We start from the raw sequence: 14,753 nt of genomic DNA, 5'->3' as shown, positions 1-14,753 counted from the left end.
CGCCTCGCACAGCCTGCCCGGCGACCCGCTTCCTGCCCGGCGACGCGGAAAATACCCTGCGAGGCTGGAATACCCGCCGCGCCAGGGCTTTCGCGCCGCGCACGACGGAAAGCGCCTCGGGTTGTCCACATGGCCGCGCCGCTGCATGGTGTGGCCGCCGATCGGCTGCGATCTTCGTTCCATGAACGAATTGCCAAAGCTGATCCTCACCCGCGAGCACATCCAACAAGGGCTGACCCCCAAGGAGCTGGCCAGCCGATGCCGCTCGGGCGCACTAGTCCGGGTGCGCCAAGGTGTCTACGTCGACGGCGGCGTCTGGCGGGCCTTGAATCCTTGGGACCAGTACCGGGTCCGGGTCAGTGCGGCCGCGGAGACCTTTGTGGCTCCGACGATCTTTGCCCGGCACTCCGCCGCTTCCGTGTGGAGAATTCCGACAATCGGACTCCGGCATCCCGTGCACGCCCTGACCCTGCAGAACGACGGCGGTCGCTCCCGCGTGGGGGTGCTGCGGCACTACGCCCCTCCGGCCGGATTGAAGTGTGTCCGGCGGGACGGGCTCCTGGTGACCGGCAGAGTCCGCACGGTTCTGGATCTCGCCGCCTTCACACCGTTTACCGAGGCCGTGGTGCCCCTGGACCACGTGCTCAAACCGGACGTTGTCCAGCGCCTGCCGGCCCTCACCAAGGAATTGCTTTTGGCCGGAATCGAGGGTAATTACACAACGGCTGCCGCGCGGCGGATCCGGACGGCGGTGGAGTTTGCCGATCCGCGGTCCGCCTCAGCCGGCGAATCCTACTGCCGGGCGCTCATGTGGGTAGCCGGGTTCCAGGCGCCGGACCTCCAGTACGAAATCCGCGATGGTTCAGGGCTCGTGGGCTGCACGGACTACTACTGGGACGGCGTGCGGGTTGCCGGCGAGTTTGACGGCGTCGAAAAGTATGTCAGGCCCGAATACCTGAAGGGCCGGACCACCTCGCAGGCCGTCGTCGACGAAAAGGACAGGGAGAACCGGATCCGGGCACTGGGAAACGGTGTGGTCCGCTTGGTCTGGGCCGATTTGACGGCGCCCGGGCAACTCGAAAGGAAGCTTGCAGCGGCGGGCGTGCCCCGGCGTCGTGCCCGCTCCGCCCGGTGAAGGCGACGCGCAACCCCGCTCATGACACGGAAAAGCCCCGGCGCTACCGGAATTCCAGCAGCGCCGGGGCTTTTGCGCGTCGGCAGGTAAAATCCGCCGCGCAGGAAAAAGCGCGCGGAAGCCTACTCCGCGATGTCGATGTGCGTCGGGTCCAGGACGCGGCGGAGAAATTCCTTGGTGCGGGCCTGGGTGGGGGCACTGATGATCTGCTCCGCCACGCCCTCCTCCACCACAACTCCGCCGTCCATGAACACCACCCGGTCGGCGACTTCGCGGGCGAAGCCCATCTCATGGGTCACGACGAGCATCGTCATTCCTTCCTTGGCCAGGTTCCGCATGACGGAGAGCACATCGCCCACCGTCTCCGGGTCCAGGGCCGAGGTGGGCTCGTCGAAGAGCATAAGCTCGGGGTCCATGCTCAGCGCGCGGGCAATGGCCACACGCTGCTGCTGCCCGCCGGAGAGCTGGTCCGGGTAGCGGTCGGCCAGGTGCTCCAGGCCCACGCGCGCCAGGTTCTTCATGGCTGCCGCGGCGGCGTCGGCCTGGCTGCGCTTGAGGACCTTGGTCTGCGCGATGGTGCAGTTCTGCAGGGCACTCAGGTGCGGGAACAGGTTGAACTGCTGGAACACCATGCCCACCTTGCGGCGCATCTTGTCGATGTCCACGTCGGGGTCGGTGGATTCGAACCCGCCAACGTGGATGGTGCCCTCATTCGGCTGTTCCAGCAGGTTGACGCAGCGCAGCAGGGTGGACTTGCCGGAGCCCGAGGGGCCGATCAGGCATACCACTTCGCCGGGTGCGACCTCCAGATCGATGCCCTTGAGGACCTCGTTGGAACCGTAGGACTTCCGGAGGTCCTTGATGGACACCCCGGCGGCGTTGATCTGCCTCTCGGCAGCCGATGACGTTGATTCAGTCATGGTGACTCCTAGCGCTTCGTCTTGGAGGTGCGGGATTCAAAGCGGCGAGCCAGAATTCCGAGCGGGACGGTGATGACCAGATAGCAGGCGCCGGCGATCACGAGCGGGGTCAGCCCGGCGTTCGGCTGGGTGATGCCGTCGCGGCCGAACTTAGTGAGCTCGTACTGCGAGGCGGCCAGGCCCAGCAGGTACACCAGCGAGGAGTCCTTGGTCAGCAGGATGACCTCGTTGGTCAGCGGCGGCAGGACGATCTTGAAGGCCTGCGGGATCACGATCGAGACCATGGCCCGCCAGTGGGGCATGCCCAGTGAGCGGGCGGCCTCGAGTTGGCCCTTTGGCACGGCCTGCAGGCCGGCACGCAGGGTCTCGGCGATGTACGCCGCGGCCACCATGCCCAGGGCCAGCATCACGGTGACGTAGATGTCGAAACGGACACCGAACGCCGTCGGGATGCCGAAACCGAAGGCGATGAAGACCAGCAGCGCCGGGACACCGCGGAAGAACTCGATGTACAGCGTCGCGATCCACCGCCAGACGGCCACCGTGGAGAGCTTCATCAGCGCCAGCAACAGGCCGCCCGAGAGGCCCACCACAAAGCTGAGGGCCGTGTAGATCAGGGTGTTCTTCAGCGCGAGGGTGATGACCGCCGGGAACTGTGCAACCGCCACGTCCCAGTTGAAGAAGGCCTTGCCGATGGCGGCCCAGTCGGCGAAGAGGATGAAGAGTACGACGGCGAGTCCCAGGAGTCCGTACTGAGCGGACCTGCTGACCCGGGCGCGTTGGCGAACAGTCAGTGCCATTTATCTACCTTTGACATGAAGCGGGGCGGTTCCGGTTCAGGACCCGGCGGAGAGCCGGGCTTCGATCCGGAACCACCCTGCTGTGTGGTCGGTCGTGCGAGGGGTCTTAGGACCGGTTACTTGGCGGCTGCGCCGAACCAGGTGGTCTTCAGCTTGGTCATGGTGCCGTCGTCGGCAAGGCGCTTGAGCGTCTTGTTGACCGAGTCCGTCATGGACTTGTTGTCCTTCTTGACCGCGACGCCGAGCTGCTCGCCGGTCTTGTAGGTTTCCGCGAACACGAGCGTGTCGTCGCCCTTGGCCGCGAAGCCCAGGACGGACTGGTTGTTGATGGCCGCGTCCACGCCGCCGGTCTTGATCGCCTGGATCAGCAGGCCGGTGTTCTCGTACTGGATGGTCTCCAGGCCCTTGCCTTTGGCGTACTCCTCGCCCGTGGTGCCCTGCTGGACGCCCACCTTCTTGCCCTTGAGGTCGTCCAGGCTCTTGAGGCCGGAGGCCTTCGTGGCGAGCAGGGAGAGGTCGTCGTCGAGGTACGGGGTGGAGAAGTCCATGACGGTCTTGCGTGACTCGGTGATGGAGATGCCGGAGACCGCGACGTCGCACTGGGCGGTGTTGAGGGCCTGGCCGGACTGGATGCCCTCGAAGGCAACGGTCAGGACGTTGGGCTCCACCTTGAGGTCCTTGGCGATCTCGGATGCCAGATCCATGTCGAAGCCGACGTTCTTGCCGTCCTTGACGAATTCGAACGGCTCGTAGGGGATGTCCGAGCAGACCGTGAGCTTGCCGGACTCGATCAGCTTGACGCCGGATTCGGTGGTGGTGGAGCCGCCAGTGGAGCTGCAGCCGGTGAGGGCAAGGGCGCCCGCGGCCAGCAGGACAGCGGCCTTGGCCGAGGAACCGGCCAGGAAGGAACGGGGAATCAGCATTTTCATAACCTTTTGTTGCAGGGGCATGCGTGACTAAGACGGCTTATAGTGTAACGCCGTTCACGAGATGTGCATCACAGAAAACTTAGTTTCACTATTGGATAACTAAACCAGAGATCAAAACAAGTCCTTCACCGCCGGTCGTGTCTGCAATCCCGGAAAGTGATCCCGCGGCAATACGCGGCGCCCGCAGCAATACACGGTGATCCGCGGCAGCCCGCGGTCAGCTGCTGATGCCGAGGGACTCCAGCATCGGCCGGAACTTGGCCCACGTCTCGGCGAGCTCGGCTTCGGGCACGGAACCCTCCACGATGCCGCAGCCGGCGTAAAGCCGCACCGTCTCCGCGGATTCGATGACCGCGCCGCGCAGCGCGATACCCCATTCGCCGTTGCCGGCCGCGTCGAGCCAGCCGACCGGACCGGCGTACGGACCGCGGTCGAGGTGCTCGAGCTTGCGGATCAGGGCCCCGGCCACCGTGGTGGGGGTGCCGCACACAGCCGCCGTCGGGTGCAGCGCGTTGATCAGGGCGAGGCAGGTGGGCACGTGGCCCTCCACCTCGGTCAGCTCCGCCTTCACATCCGAGGCCAGGTGCCACACGTTAGGCAGCTCCAGGATGAACGGCTCGCTGTGCGCGTTCATCGCCTCCGAGAACGGGGCCAGCTGGGTGGTCAGCGACTGGATCGCGATGTGGTGTTCGTGGCGCTGCTTCTCGGAGCCCGCGAGGACCCGCTCGGCGAACTCGAGCGGCGAACCGGCCATTCCCTCGGCATCGCGGCGGTCCAGGGTGCCGGCCAGGACGCGCGCCTGGGCCGTGCGGCCCTCCACCTGGATCAGCATCTCCGGGGTGGAACCGACCAGGCCGTCGACGCCGTAGGTCCAGCATTCCCGGTAGCGCACGGCCAGCTGGCGCAGGATCTCCGCGGCATTCACGCCGGCCGGGACGGTGGCGACGATGTCGCGGGCCAGCACGAGTTTCTCGAGCGCCCCGGTCCGGATTTCCGCCACACCCGCGGCGACGGCGGCCATCCAGTCCGCCTCGCTCAGTGAGCCGGTCTGCAGTGTCGCCCCGGCAGTCAGCGGCAGAGGAGGTACGACGGCGGCACCGGCCTGAGCGGCTACGGTCCCGGCGCTGCCGTTCCCGGCGTTCCCGGCTCCCGACGTCGGGCCGTCGGCCACGGTGCCGTCGACCACGGTGCCGTCGACCAAGGTGCCGTCGGCCAAGGTGCCGCCGGCGCTCCCGCTCCCCAGCCAGCGGTCCAGCGCGGCGCGCGCCCCCGCTTCGGTGAGGTCGCCGTCGTCGAACGTCAAATGGGTGAGCCAGGCCTTGCCGTCGCGCAGGCCCACCACGATTTCGGGGACGATCAGCCGTGAGGCGTGCGCGGAAACCTTGGAGAAGGCGAAGGAGCCGAAGGCGACGGGACCGGTGCCGGGACATTCCACGGCGTCGGTGATATCCGCCTCGATGACCAGATGGCGCCACCAGATGTCAGCTTCGAGAAAACGCTCGGGGCCGGTGGCGGTGAACCGGGCGATCTCGCCGAAGCCCACGAGGCCGGCTTCGCGGCGGGTCCAGCAGAGGACATCGTCCCGGACCAGAAACGACGGCAGCCCCCCGGGGAATGATTCTGCATCGAGGGGGAGTGTCAGAGTCCTGACAATTCGGGTACGGAACGCGCTGGTCATGATTGCACAACACTACCGCGTGCAACTGCGTGGCTTCAGTGATGCGCAGTGACTTCCGCCGCGCCTGCGGGCCTGATCAGGGTGTGGTTAGTGGGTGCGCCGAACATTTGAGACAATGTCATGGTGAACCGAGCATCCTTGGATAAGCGTCCGGACGAAGTAGCCACGATGTTTGACGACGTCGCCCCCAAATACGACGTCGTCAACGATGTCCTGTCCATGGGACAGACGCGCCGCTGGCGCCGGATTGTGGTCGAGGCCATGGGTATGTTGGCCGGCCAGCGTGTGCTCGATCTCGCCGCCGGCACCGGAACCTCCAGTGAGCCGTATGCCGACGCCGGCATCGACGTGATCGCCTGCGATTTCTCCCTCGGCATGCTCAAGGTGGGCAAGCGCCGCCGCCCTGACATCAACTTCATTGCCGGGGACGCCACCCGCCTGCCGTTCGCGGACAACAGCTTTGACGCGTGCACCATCTCCTTCGGCCTGCGCAACGTCAACGAGCCGAAGAAAGCCCTGGCCGAGATGCTGCGGGTCACCAAGCCCGGCGGCAAGCTGGTCATCGCCGAGTTCTCCCAGCCCGTGGTCCCGCTGTGGCGCACCATGTACACCGAATACCTCATGCGCGCGCTGCCGGCCATCGCGGTCAAGGTCTCCTCCAACCCGGATGCCTACGTCTACCTCGCCGAGTCCATCCGCGCCTGGCCGGACCAGGACCACCTCGCGGCCTGGCTGCAGGAAGCCGGCTGGGACGCCGTCACCTACCGGAACCTCAGCGGCGGCATCGTCGCCGTGCACCGCGCCGTCAAGCCCGCGGGCCCGGCTGCCGGCTCGGGCGCCGCGGCGCTGGCCGCCCACACCGGACCCGTCGCCAAGCTGCGCCGCAACATCACCCGACCCGCGCGCTAAGAAGACAGCTGCCGTGAATGTACTGATCGTCGGAGCGGGTCCGGCAGGATCCACTGCCGCCTACTACCTGGCGCAGGCGGGCCTCGACGTCACGGTGCTGGAGAAGACCAGCTTCCCCCGCGAGAAGGTCTGCGGCGACGGGCTCACCCCCCGCGCCGTCCGCGAGATCCAGAAGCTGGGCCTCCCGCACCCTGAAGCCGACGGCTGGCGGCGGAACAAGGGCCTGCGCCTGATCGCCGGCGGCCGCAGCATCGAACTTCCCTGGCCCGAGGTCTCCGACTTCCCGCAGTACGGCCTGATCCGCACCCGGCTCGGCTTCGACGAGGAACTGGCCCGGCACGCCCAGTCCGCCGGCGCCGTCGTGCTCGAACGCCACAGCGTCACCGAAGCCCTCCGCTCCGAGGACGGGCGCGTGACCGGGGTCCGCGCCGCCCTGCTGGACGAATCCGGCCGCAAGACCGGCGAAACCCGCGACTTCACCGCCGACGTCGTCCTGGCCGCGGACGGGAACTCCAGCCGCACCGCGGTGTCCCTCGGCATCCGGAAGCGCGACGACCGGCCGCTCGGCGTCGCTGTCCGCACCTACTTCACCAGCCCGCGCCACGACGACGAGTGGATGGAAGGCTGGCTGGAGCTCCGTTCGCCGGCTTCCCACGCCTCGCAAGCCCGGCGCGGGGCCCGCGCCGGCTCTCTTGGCCGCGACGGAAAGCTGCTGCCCGGCTACGGCTGGGTGTTCGGGGTCGGCGACGGCACCGCCAACGTGGGCCTGGGCATCCTGAACTCATCCAAGGAATTCGGCAAGCTGGACTACAAGCAGGTCCTCCGCGAATGGACCGCCGGCATGCCCGCCGAGTGGGGCTTCACCCCGGAGAACCAGGTGGGCGAGATCCGCGGCGCGGCGCTGCCCATGGGTTTCAACCGCACCCCGCACTATTCGCCCGGTCTGCTGCTGCTCGGCGACGCCGGCGGCATGGTCTCCCCGTTCAACGGCGAGGGCATCTCCTATGCCATGGAGTCCGCCCGTTTCGCGGCCGAATTCATCATCGACGGCGCCGCCCGCTCGGCCTCCGCCGGGTGGACCGCGGCCGACGCCGATGCGCACCTCGCCCGGTACGCGGACTACGTGCGGGACCAGTGGGGTTCGCACTTCACCCTGGGCCGCGCCTTCGCGGCCCTGATCGGCAAACCGGCCGTCATGAAACTGGCCCTCCGGACGGGCATGCCCATCCCTGTCCTCATGCGGTTCGTGGTGCGGTTGCTGGCCAACCTGACCGATCCCGCGGCCAGGGGCTTCGAGGACCGCGTCATCCGGGTCCTGGAATCGCTGGTCCCGGCGACGTCCAACCAGGCTCCGTCCAGGGCGGACGCGTCTTCGCACACCGGCGCCAACTCCGCGGATTCCGCAACAAAAGTTAGGGTTAACCCGTGACCAACTCTGCAGACCACAGCTGGACGCACGCCGGACACGGCCTGCCGAACTCCGAGCCCCACCTCAACACCACCGCCATCGCCACCGGATTGCAGCTGCCGGCCGGCTTCGCAGCGATCGCGGGGGACCCCGAACTTGGGCCCGCGATCACCACCAACCTGGCCCGCGTGGAGAAGAAGCTGCGCGAAGCCATCGCCAACTCTGATCCGCTGGCTGACGCAACGTCGCGCCACCTCGTGGAGGCCGGCGGCAAGCGCATCCGTCCTCTCCTGACATTGCTCTGCGCCCACCTTGGCGACGCTTCCCGGCCTGCCGTGGTGCAGGCCGCCGTCGTGGTTGAACTGACCCACCTGGCAACGCTCTACCACGACGACGTCATGGACTCCGCGCCGTTCCGCCGCGGCGCCCCCACGGCGCACGAGGTCTGGGGCAACTCCGTGGCTGTCCTGACCGGCGACCTGATCTTTGCCCGGGCCTCCATCCTGGTCTCCGAACTCGGTTCCCGCGCCCTCGGCATCCAGGCCCGCACCTTTGAGCGGCTGTGCCTGGGCCAGCTGCACGAAACCGTGGGCCCGCGCCCGGACGAGGACCCGGTTGAGCACTACCTGTCCGTCATCGCGGACAAGACCGGCTCGCTCGTGGCGGCGTCCGGACAGCTCGGCGCGATCTTCTCCGGCGCCGATGAAGCCTACGAGCCGATGCTGGTCGAGTACGGCGAAAAGGTGGGCGTCGCCTTCCAGCTGGCCGACGACGTCATCGACGTCACCGGCGTCAAGGTTAAGTCCGGTAAGTCCCCGGGCACCGACCTGCGCGAAGGTGTGCCGACGCTGCCCGTGCTCCTGCTGCGCAAGAAGGCCGACGACGGTGACCGGTCCGCCGTCGAACTCCTGAAGCTCATCGACGGTGACCTCAGCTCCGACGAGGCCCTCGCGGCCGCCGTCGCGGGCCTGCGGGAGCACCCCGTGACGGCGGAATCATGGGTGGTGGCCCGGGCCTGGGCCGACGAGGCCATTGCCGCCCTCGCACCGCTTCCCGAGGGTGTCGTGAAGACCTCGCTGGCAAACTTCGCGCTGGCCGTGGTGGACCGCGCCAGCTAGCGGGTTTCCATCCCGGCTCATTCGCTTAAACGGAATGGCCCCGGTTCCTCACAACGTTTCGCGTCATCCGTTGTGTCGAACCGGGGCCATTTCTCCGTTCGCATCAGATCCACCGGAGGCATTTGGTGAACCCATGAATGACACTATGACACATTTGTCATGCTGTCTACTGGGTCTGCAAATTTGATGTCACAGAATGTGAGGGGTGGCCCGGGCGGTGCAGGGGCACTTTGCCGCGGCGTGGGCTGTTGCCCTGGCCGGACCGCGGCGTGTCCGTGTCAAAGTGCCCCTCGGCCGTGCCGGGGGTTGTCCACATGGCGCAGCCGGGTGGACTCCGAGGACCGCCGGCGGGGCACATTGGCAGAATGAACCTTCCCACTTTCCTGGCCTCCCGGGGCGGAACGGCCAGCGCGGACGGCCTTGCCCGGGCCGGATTCAGCCGCAGTCAGCTCAACAGGGCCCTGGCCGAGGGGACCGTGATCAGGGTGCGGCGGGGACACTACGGCCTCGTGCAGGACGCCAGCGCCTACCGTGCCGCGCGCGAACTGGGGGCCAAGCTGACGTGTGTCTCTGCCGCGCCCAGCTACGGCTTGTGGACGCTGGTCCCCGCCCAGCGACTGCATCTGTGTGCCGGGCACCGGGCTGCCCCGCGGGGATCGGTGGCCCACGGGCGCTGCCGGCATCCCCGGCACCCGTGGCTCCCCGTGGCCGGACTGGCCGACGTCCTGATCCACGCCGTGCACTGCCTGCCGGAATTGGAAGCCCTCGTTATGCTCCAGTGCGCCGTGGGGAAGGGCGACATCAGCCTCGGCTTCCTGCGAAGCAAGCTCCGGGGCAACCGGAACGGGCGGGCCAGAGGGGTCCTGGACCTGCTGATTCCCCGTGCCGATTCGGTGCTGGAAGTTCTGGCCAACGTCGCCTTCCGCCGGGCCGGGCTGCAGGTGCGCAGGCATGTCGAGATCCCCGGCGTAGGGGAAGTGGACTTCCTGGTTGAGGATTGCCTCGTCGTGGAGACCGATGGTGCCTCGCATCTGGAACCGCGTCAGGTCAAGAAGGACCGCCGGCGCAACAATGCGACCGTCGTCGGCGGCTACCTGGCGCTCAGGTTCGGCTACGACGACGTCGTCCATCACCCGGAGCGGATGGTTGCGGAGGTCACGGCAGTGCTGGAGCTGCGCCGTCGGGGTCACTTTCAGCCGTGATGAGCAGCCCGCAGCCGCCGTCGGGGGCTACTTTGAAGCCTCAGCCGGGTGTTCCCGGGCCGGGCGGCGGCGTGTCCGTGTCAAAGTGCCCCCGGACCGGCGAGGCCCGGCCGGGAACGGGGGTGGTAAGCCGGGGCTTAGTCCTCGTCTTCGTCGTTGAAGGCCCACTCGAACATGTCGAAGACGAACTCGGAGAAGGTGCCCTCTTCGTTCTTCCACTGGCCGCGGGAGTTGTTGCGGCGCCACACAATGGGGTCCGGCACGCTGAGGTCGCCCACGCGGAAGCCCCAGGTGAACTGTTCTTCCTCGTCCTCGAGGAACATCAGGAAGCCTTCGTCATCAACTTCGAGCTCTTCGGGGTCCCAGAAGTAGTGGTAGGCCTCCATAAGGTCTTCGCAGCCGCCGAGGGCCAAATAGAATTCGCGCAATACCAGCGGGACCTGGAACTGGTGCTCGGCGAGGGCCGCCACCAGCTCGTCTGCCGGCAGCCCATCATCTTCCTGCCATTCGTCTTCGAGATACTTCGGAACAAGCGCGCGGAATTTCTCGAGGAACATGTCAGTCATGGTTCTTATCCTAGCTAATCCTTAGCCCCACTTTCCGCCGTGTCCAGTCCGAGGCGGTGCCAGCCGCGGACCGCCAGCGGAACGTGCCAGTGGCGCCGCCAGGCGGTGACGCGGAAGGCGAAAACGACGGCGGCCACGGCACCGGCCGTCACCGCGTTGAACGTTCCGGTGACGGAGAGGAGCACCGTCAGGGCCGCCCCCGCGAAGGCCGGCAGCGCATAGAGGTCCTTGGGATCGAACAGCTGCGGCACTTCATTGGCGGTGATGTCCCGCAGCAGTCCGCCGCCCACCGCCGTCGTGACCCCGAGGAGCACCGCCGCAATCGGGTGCATCCCGGCAGACAGCGCCTTGAGGGTTCCGGTGATGCAGAACAGCGCCAGGCCGCCGGCGTCGAACAGGACCAGCAGCGAGGTGTAACGCTGGACGCTCGAGAACAGGAAATACACGAGCACCGCGGCGAGCAGCGGGGGCGCCAGATACGCCGGGTTGGTGAAGGCCGCGGGCGGGCCGGCATTGATGATGATGTCGCGGATGACGCCGCCGCCCAGGCTGACCACCGAGGCCAGCAGCAGGGAACCGATGATGTCGAACTGTTTCCGCGCCGCGAGAAGGGAGCCGGAGACCGCGAAGAAGAAGACGCCGGCCAGGTCCAGCCAGACCAGAACAATGCTGAAGGAGAAGGTCATGGGGCGTCCCGGCAGGTATCAAGGGGGGCGGATAGGGCGGCTCCAAGGCTACGCTAACGGCTATGAATAGACCCATCCTGATCGCCTGCGCCCACGGAACCTCCAGCGACCTCGGTGCAGCGGAGGTCAACGCACTCCGCGACGGGATCGCGGCCCTGCGTCCCGGGCTCAAGGTCCGTGAGGCCTACGTCGACGTGCAGGACCCCGAACTGCCCGCCGTGGTGGCGGGGCTCCCGGCGGGGGAGGCCGCCGTCGTCGTGCCGTTGCTGCTGAGCGTCGGCTACCACGTCAAGGTGGACATCGCCCGGGCGGTCACGAGCCGGCCCGGCACCCTGGCGGCCGCCCCGCTGGGGCCCGATCCGCGGCTGGCGGCCCTGCTGGACCAGCGGCTGCGGGAGGCCGGTGTCATCGACAGCGACAACGTGATCCTCGCCGCCGCCGGCTCCTCCGACCCCACCGCCGCGCAGAACGTGGAGGAGCTTGCAGGACAGCTGCGGGCACTGCGGCCCAACCGGATCATTGCAGCGTACGGCGCTTCGGCCAGGCCCTCGGTGCAGGACGCCGTGCACGCGGTGCGCGAGGAGGGCGCTCTGGTAGCCGCAGGGCCGCAGGGGAGGGTGGTCATCGCCGCCTATTTGCTGGCCCCCGGTTTCTTCCACGACCAGCTGGCCAAGGCCGGCGCGGACCTCGTCACGGCGCCCCTGCTGCCCTCCCCGGTACTCGCCGAGATCGCCCTGGAACGCTACGACGCAGCCGTGGGCGCCGCGTCCTGAACACTGCCGGGCTGCCGGCCTGAACGGCCGGAACCATGCACAGCAGCCGCCCCGGTTCAAGGCTCGCCGGGGCTTCGTGACGAAATGTTGCCCTAGGTGACCTGTTGTTTCTGACCCTTTGTGACGGCAAGACGGCCCGCCCTACAGTCGATCCATGACTGATACAGCTCTAGCCGGAGCGTCCCCGGACCAGGCTGCCCCAGGCCGCACCAAACGCCCCACCTCCCGTCCCGCCGCCAAGCCGCACGGGCAGTGGAAAGTGGACGGCACCGCGCCGCTGAACGCCAACGAAACCTGGAAGCAGGAAGACAACGGCCTCAACGTCCGCGAGCGTATCGAGTCCGTTTACTCCAAGCACGGCTTCGACTCGATCGAAGGAACGGATTTGCACGGCCGCTTCCGCTGGTGGGGGCTCTACACCCAGCGCAAGCCAGGGATCGACGGCGGCAAGACCGCCACGCTCGAGCCGCACGAGCTCGAAGACAAGTACTTTATGCTGCGTGTCAGGATCGACGGCGGCGCCCTCACCACCGGGCAGCTGCGCGTCATCGGCCAGATTTCGGTGGACTTTGCCCGCGACTCGGCCGACCTCACCGACCGCCAGAACATCCAGCTGCACTGGATCCGGGTCGAGGATATGCCGGAAATCTGGCGGCGCCTCGAGGCCGTGGACCTCTCCACCACGGAAGCCTGCGGCGACGTTCCCCGCGTCATCCTCGGCTCCCCGGTCGCCGGCATCGCCAAGGACGAGATCATCGACCCCACGCCGCTGATCCACGAACTCGCCAAACGCTTCATCGGCGACCCGGAACTGGCCAACCTGCCACGCAAATTCAAGACCGCCATCACCGGCCACCCCAGCCAGGACGTGGTCCACGAGATCAACGACATCGGCCTCGTGGGCATGGTCCACCCCGAACTCGGGATCGGCTACGACCTCTGGGTGGGCGGCGCGCTCTCCACGAACCCGATGCTGGGCAAGCGGCTCGGCGCGTTCGTCCGGCCGGACCAGGCCGCCGACGTCTGGCTCGGCGTCACCAGCATCTTCCGCGACTACGGCTACCGGCGGATGCGCACCAAGGCCCGGCTGAAATTCCTGCTGGCCGACTGGGGGACGGAAAAGTTCCGCCAGGTCCTCGAGGACGAATACCTCGGCTACAAACTCGACGACGGCCCCGCCGCGCCCAAGCCCTCCAGCCCCGGTGACCACATCGGCGTGCACGAACAGAAGGACGGCAAGTACTTCATCGGCGCCACACCGGTGGCCGGCCGGCTCTCCGGCAGCCAGCTCGTGACGCTCGCCGACACCCTGGAGGCCCGCGGATCGCAACGGCTGCGCACCACCCCGCACCAGAAAATCGTGGTCCTCGACGTGCCCAAGGACCAGGTGGAACCGCTCGTCGCCGAACTGGACGCACTGGGCCTCTCCGCCCGGCCGTCCGTGTTCCGCCGCGGCACCATCGCCTGCACCGGCATCGAATACTGCAAGCTGGCCATCGTCGAAACCAAGGTCACCGCCGCCACCGCCGTCGCCGAGCTGGAACGCCGCCTCGCCGACCTGGTCGAGCGCAATCAGCTGCCGCAGGCGCTGTCGCTGCACATCAACGGCTGCCCCAACTCCTGCGCCCGGATCCAGACCGCGGACATCGGGCTCAAGGGCATGATGCTGCCCACGCCCGACGGCGACCCCACCCCGGGCTTCCAGGTCCACCTCGGCGGCGGGCTGGCGTCCTCCGACCGCGAAGAGGCGGGGCTGGGACGCACCGTCCGCGGCCTGAAGGTTACGGCCGATGACCTGCCCGACTACGTCGAACGGGTGGTCCGCAAGTTCGTGTCCCACCACACCGAAGGCCAGACCTTCGCCGAGTGGGCCTTCGCCGCCGAGGAAGGTGATCTGCAGTGACCACTGCCGTCCGCACCCACGACGAGCTCAAGATCCTCGCCGAAGCCGGCGCCGCCGAGCTCGGCTGGGACGCCCCGGCCCGCGAGGTGATCGCGTGGGCGGTGCGCAACTTCGAACTGCCCGCCGTCGCCGTGGCCTGCTCCATGGCCGACGCCGTCCTCCCGGCGCTCGTCGCGGACCAGCTTCCCGGCGTCGACGTGCTTTTCCTGGAGACCGGCTACCACTTCCCGGAAACCTATGCGACCCGCAACGAGGTGGCCGCGAACCTCCGCGTCAACGTCGTGGACGTGCTGCCGGAGAACACCGTGGAGCAGCAGGACCGGCTGCTCGGCAAGGACCTCTTCGCCCGGGACGCCGCCCAGTGCTGCGCGCTGCGCAAGGTGGCCCCGCTGCGCCGCACCCTCGCCGGCTACGAACTCTGGTTCACCGGGGTCCGCCGTGACGAGGGCCCCACCCGCACCAACACCCCGCTGGTGACCTGGGACGAAACCAACGGCCTGGTCAAGGTCAACCCGGTGGCGGCCTGGAGCTTCGACCAGCTGGTCCAGTACTCGGACGCCTTCCTCATCCCCGTCAACCCGCTGCTTTCACAGGGCTACCCGTCCATTGGCTGCCAGCCCTGCACCCGCAAGGTGGCGCCGGGCGATGACCCCCGCGCCGGCCGCTGGGCAGGAACCGACAAGACAGAATGCGGACTACACGTATGAGAACCCAATTCACCACGAC

General features: G+C 67.8%; 14 protein-coding genes. 8 read left to right on the top strand and 6 right to left on the bottom strand.

Going from position 1 to position 14,753, the window contains the following annotated elements; translation table 11 throughout:
* Positions 1-181 precede the first annotated feature (181 nt).
* Positions 182-1,135: a hypothetical protein gene (locus ACZYZE_RS04735; protein WP_463906493.1), complete on the top strand. Its 954-nt coding sequence runs from the start codon at positions 182-184 to the stop codon at positions 1,133-1,135.
* Positions 1,136-1,257: 122 nt separating this feature from the next.
* Here ACZYZE_RS04735 and ACZYZE_RS04730 read toward each other — a convergent pair whose 3' ends face one another.
* From ACZYZE_RS04730 to ACZYZE_RS04715, 4 genes are all read right to left on the bottom strand, one after another.
* On the bottom strand, positions 1,258-2,055 hold the full coding sequence (locus ACZYZE_RS04730; RefSeq protein WP_459317499.1) for an amino acid ABC transporter ATP-binding protein: 798 nt from the start codon (positions 2,053-2,055) through the stop codon (positions 1,258-1,260).
* An 8-nt stretch (positions 2,056-2,063) separates the two neighbouring features.
* Positions 2,064-2,855, bottom strand: a complete 792-nt coding sequence (locus tag ACZYZE_RS04725; RefSeq protein WP_463906492.1) for an amino acid ABC transporter permease — start codon at positions 2,853-2,855, stop codon at positions 2,064-2,066.
* A gap of 116 nt (positions 2,856-2,971) precedes the next feature.
* The gene (locus tag ACZYZE_RS04720; protein ID WP_463906491.1) at positions 2,972-3,778 is read right to left on the bottom strand and encodes an ABC transporter substrate-binding protein; all 807 of its coding nucleotides are present in this window, start codon (positions 3,776-3,778) and stop codon (positions 2,972-2,974) included.
* A 223-nt stretch (positions 3,779-4,001) separates the two neighbouring features.
* Positions 4,002-5,462 (bottom strand): isochorismate synthase, encoded by a 1,461-nt coding sequence (locus ACZYZE_RS04715; protein ID WP_463906490.1) that lies wholly within the window; start codon positions 5,460-5,462, stop codon positions 4,002-4,004.
* A gap of 123 nt (positions 5,463-5,585) precedes the next feature.
* On the opposite strand from ACZYZE_RS04715, the gene ACZYZE_RS04710 reads away from it, so the two are divergent.
* The 4 genes from ACZYZE_RS04710 to ACZYZE_RS04695 all read left to right on the top strand — a co-directional run bounded on the left by ACZYZE_RS04710 (position 5,586) and on the right by ACZYZE_RS04695 (position 10,099).
* A complete protein-coding gene (locus ACZYZE_RS04710; RefSeq protein ID WP_459317503.1) occupies positions 5,586-6,371 on the top strand; it encodes a demethylmenaquinone methyltransferase in 786 nt (261 codons plus the stop codon).
* Positions 6,372-6,384: 13 nt separating this feature from the next.
* The gene (locus tag ACZYZE_RS04705; protein ID WP_463906488.1) at positions 6,385-7,800 is read left to right on the top strand and encodes a geranylgeranyl reductase family protein; all 1,416 of its coding nucleotides are present in this window, start codon (positions 6,385-6,387) and stop codon (positions 7,798-7,800) included.
* A complete protein-coding gene (locus ACZYZE_RS04700; protein ID WP_459317505.1) occupies positions 7,797-8,897 on the top strand; it encodes a polyprenyl synthetase family protein in 1,101 nt (366 codons plus the stop codon). Before ACZYZE_RS04705 ends, ACZYZE_RS04700 begins: the two co-directional genes overlap by 4 nt.
* A 365-nt stretch (positions 8,898-9,262) precedes the next feature.
* Entirely contained in the window at positions 9,263-10,099 is an 837-nt protein-coding gene (locus ACZYZE_RS04695; RefSeq protein ID WP_463906487.1) for a DUF559 domain-containing protein, read from the top strand.
* A gap of 137 nt (positions 10,100-10,236) precedes the next feature.
* On the opposite strand, the gene ACZYZE_RS04690 is transcribed toward ACZYZE_RS04695, so the two are convergent.
* Together ACZYZE_RS04690 and ACZYZE_RS04685 are read right to left on the bottom strand one after the other, a co-directional pair.
* Entirely contained in the window at positions 10,237-10,665 is a 429-nt protein-coding gene (locus tag ACZYZE_RS04690) for a hypothetical protein (RefSeq protein WP_463906485.1), read from the bottom strand.
* Between the two features lie 14 nt (positions 10,666-10,679).
* Entirely contained in the window at positions 10,680-11,351 is a 672-nt protein-coding gene (locus ACZYZE_RS04685) for a trimeric intracellular cation channel family protein (RefSeq protein ID WP_463906483.1), read from the bottom strand.
* Between the two features lie 62 nt (positions 11,352-11,413).
* Between ACZYZE_RS04685 and ACZYZE_RS04680 the strand changes: the two genes are divergently transcribed.
* The 3 genes from ACZYZE_RS04680 (at position 11,414) to ACZYZE_RS04670 (ending at position 14,734) form a co-directional block, all read left to right on the top strand.
* Positions 11,414-12,124 (top strand): sirohydrochlorin chelatase, encoded by a 711-nt coding sequence (locus ACZYZE_RS04680; RefSeq protein ID WP_463906482.1) that lies wholly within the window; start codon positions 11,414-11,416, stop codon positions 12,122-12,124.
* Positions 12,125-12,278: 154 nt separating this feature from the next.
* Positions 12,279-14,027 carry a nitrite/sulfite reductase gene (locus tag ACZYZE_RS04675; RefSeq protein WP_463906480.1) on the top strand — a complete coding sequence of 583 codons (1,749 nt, stop codon included), beginning with the start codon at positions 12,279-12,281 and terminating at the stop codon, positions 14,025-14,027.
* Complete coding sequence (locus ACZYZE_RS04670) at positions 14,024-14,734, top strand: phosphoadenylyl-sulfate reductase (RefSeq protein ID WP_463906478.1); 711 nt, start codon at positions 14,024-14,026, stop codon at positions 14,732-14,734. Before ACZYZE_RS04675 ends, ACZYZE_RS04670 begins: the two co-directional genes overlap by 4 nt.
* The last annotated feature ends 19 nt before the right edge of the window (positions 14,735-14,753 follow it).

The sequence above is a fragment of the Pseudarthrobacter woesei genome (assembly GCF_055412745.1).
The sequence above is the reverse complement of the archived record's forward strand: the minus strand, read 5'-3'. Positions and strand labels throughout refer to the sequence as shown.

What these genes read in the sequence shown, in the direction of transcription:
- ACZYZE_RS04735 (WP_463906493.1), top strand. Translation starts at nt 182, where the DNA reads ATGAACGAATTGCCAAAGCTGATCCTCACCCGCGAGCACATCCAACAA.
- ACZYZE_RS04730 (WP_459317499.1), bottom strand. Translation starts at nt 2,055, where the DNA reads ATGACTGAATCAACGTCATCGGCTGCCGAGAGGCAGATCAACGCCGCC.
- ACZYZE_RS04725 (WP_463906492.1), bottom strand. Translation starts at nt 2,855, where the DNA reads ATGGCACTGACTGTTCGCCAACGCGCCCGGGTCAGCAGGTCCGCTCAG.
- ACZYZE_RS04720 (WP_463906491.1), bottom strand. Translation starts at nt 3,778, where the DNA reads ATGCTGATTCCCCGTTCCTTCCTGGCCGGTTCCTCGGCCAAGGCCGCT.
- ACZYZE_RS04715 (WP_463906490.1), bottom strand. Translation starts at nt 5,462, where the DNA reads ATGACCAGCGCGTTCCGTACCCGAATTGTCAGGACTCTGACACTCCCC.
- ACZYZE_RS04695 (WP_463906487.1), top strand. Translation starts at nt 9,263, where the DNA reads ATGAACCTTCCCACTTTCCTGGCCTCCCGGGGCGGAACGGCCAGCGCG.
- ACZYZE_RS04690 (WP_463906485.1), bottom strand. Translation starts at nt 10,665, where the DNA reads ATGACTGACATGTTCCTCGAGAAATTCCGCGCGCTTGTTCCGAAGTAT.
- ACZYZE_RS04685 (WP_463906483.1), bottom strand. Translation starts at nt 11,351, where the DNA reads ATGACCTTCTCCTTCAGCATTGTTCTGGTCTGGCTGGACCTGGCCGGC.
- ACZYZE_RS04680 (WP_463906482.1), top strand. Translation starts at nt 11,414, where the DNA reads ATGAATAGACCCATCCTGATCGCCTGCGCCCACGGAACCTCCAGCGAC.
- ACZYZE_RS04675 (WP_463906480.1), top strand. Translation starts at nt 12,279, where the DNA reads ATGACTGATACAGCTCTAGCCGGAGCGTCCCCGGACCAGGCTGCCCCA.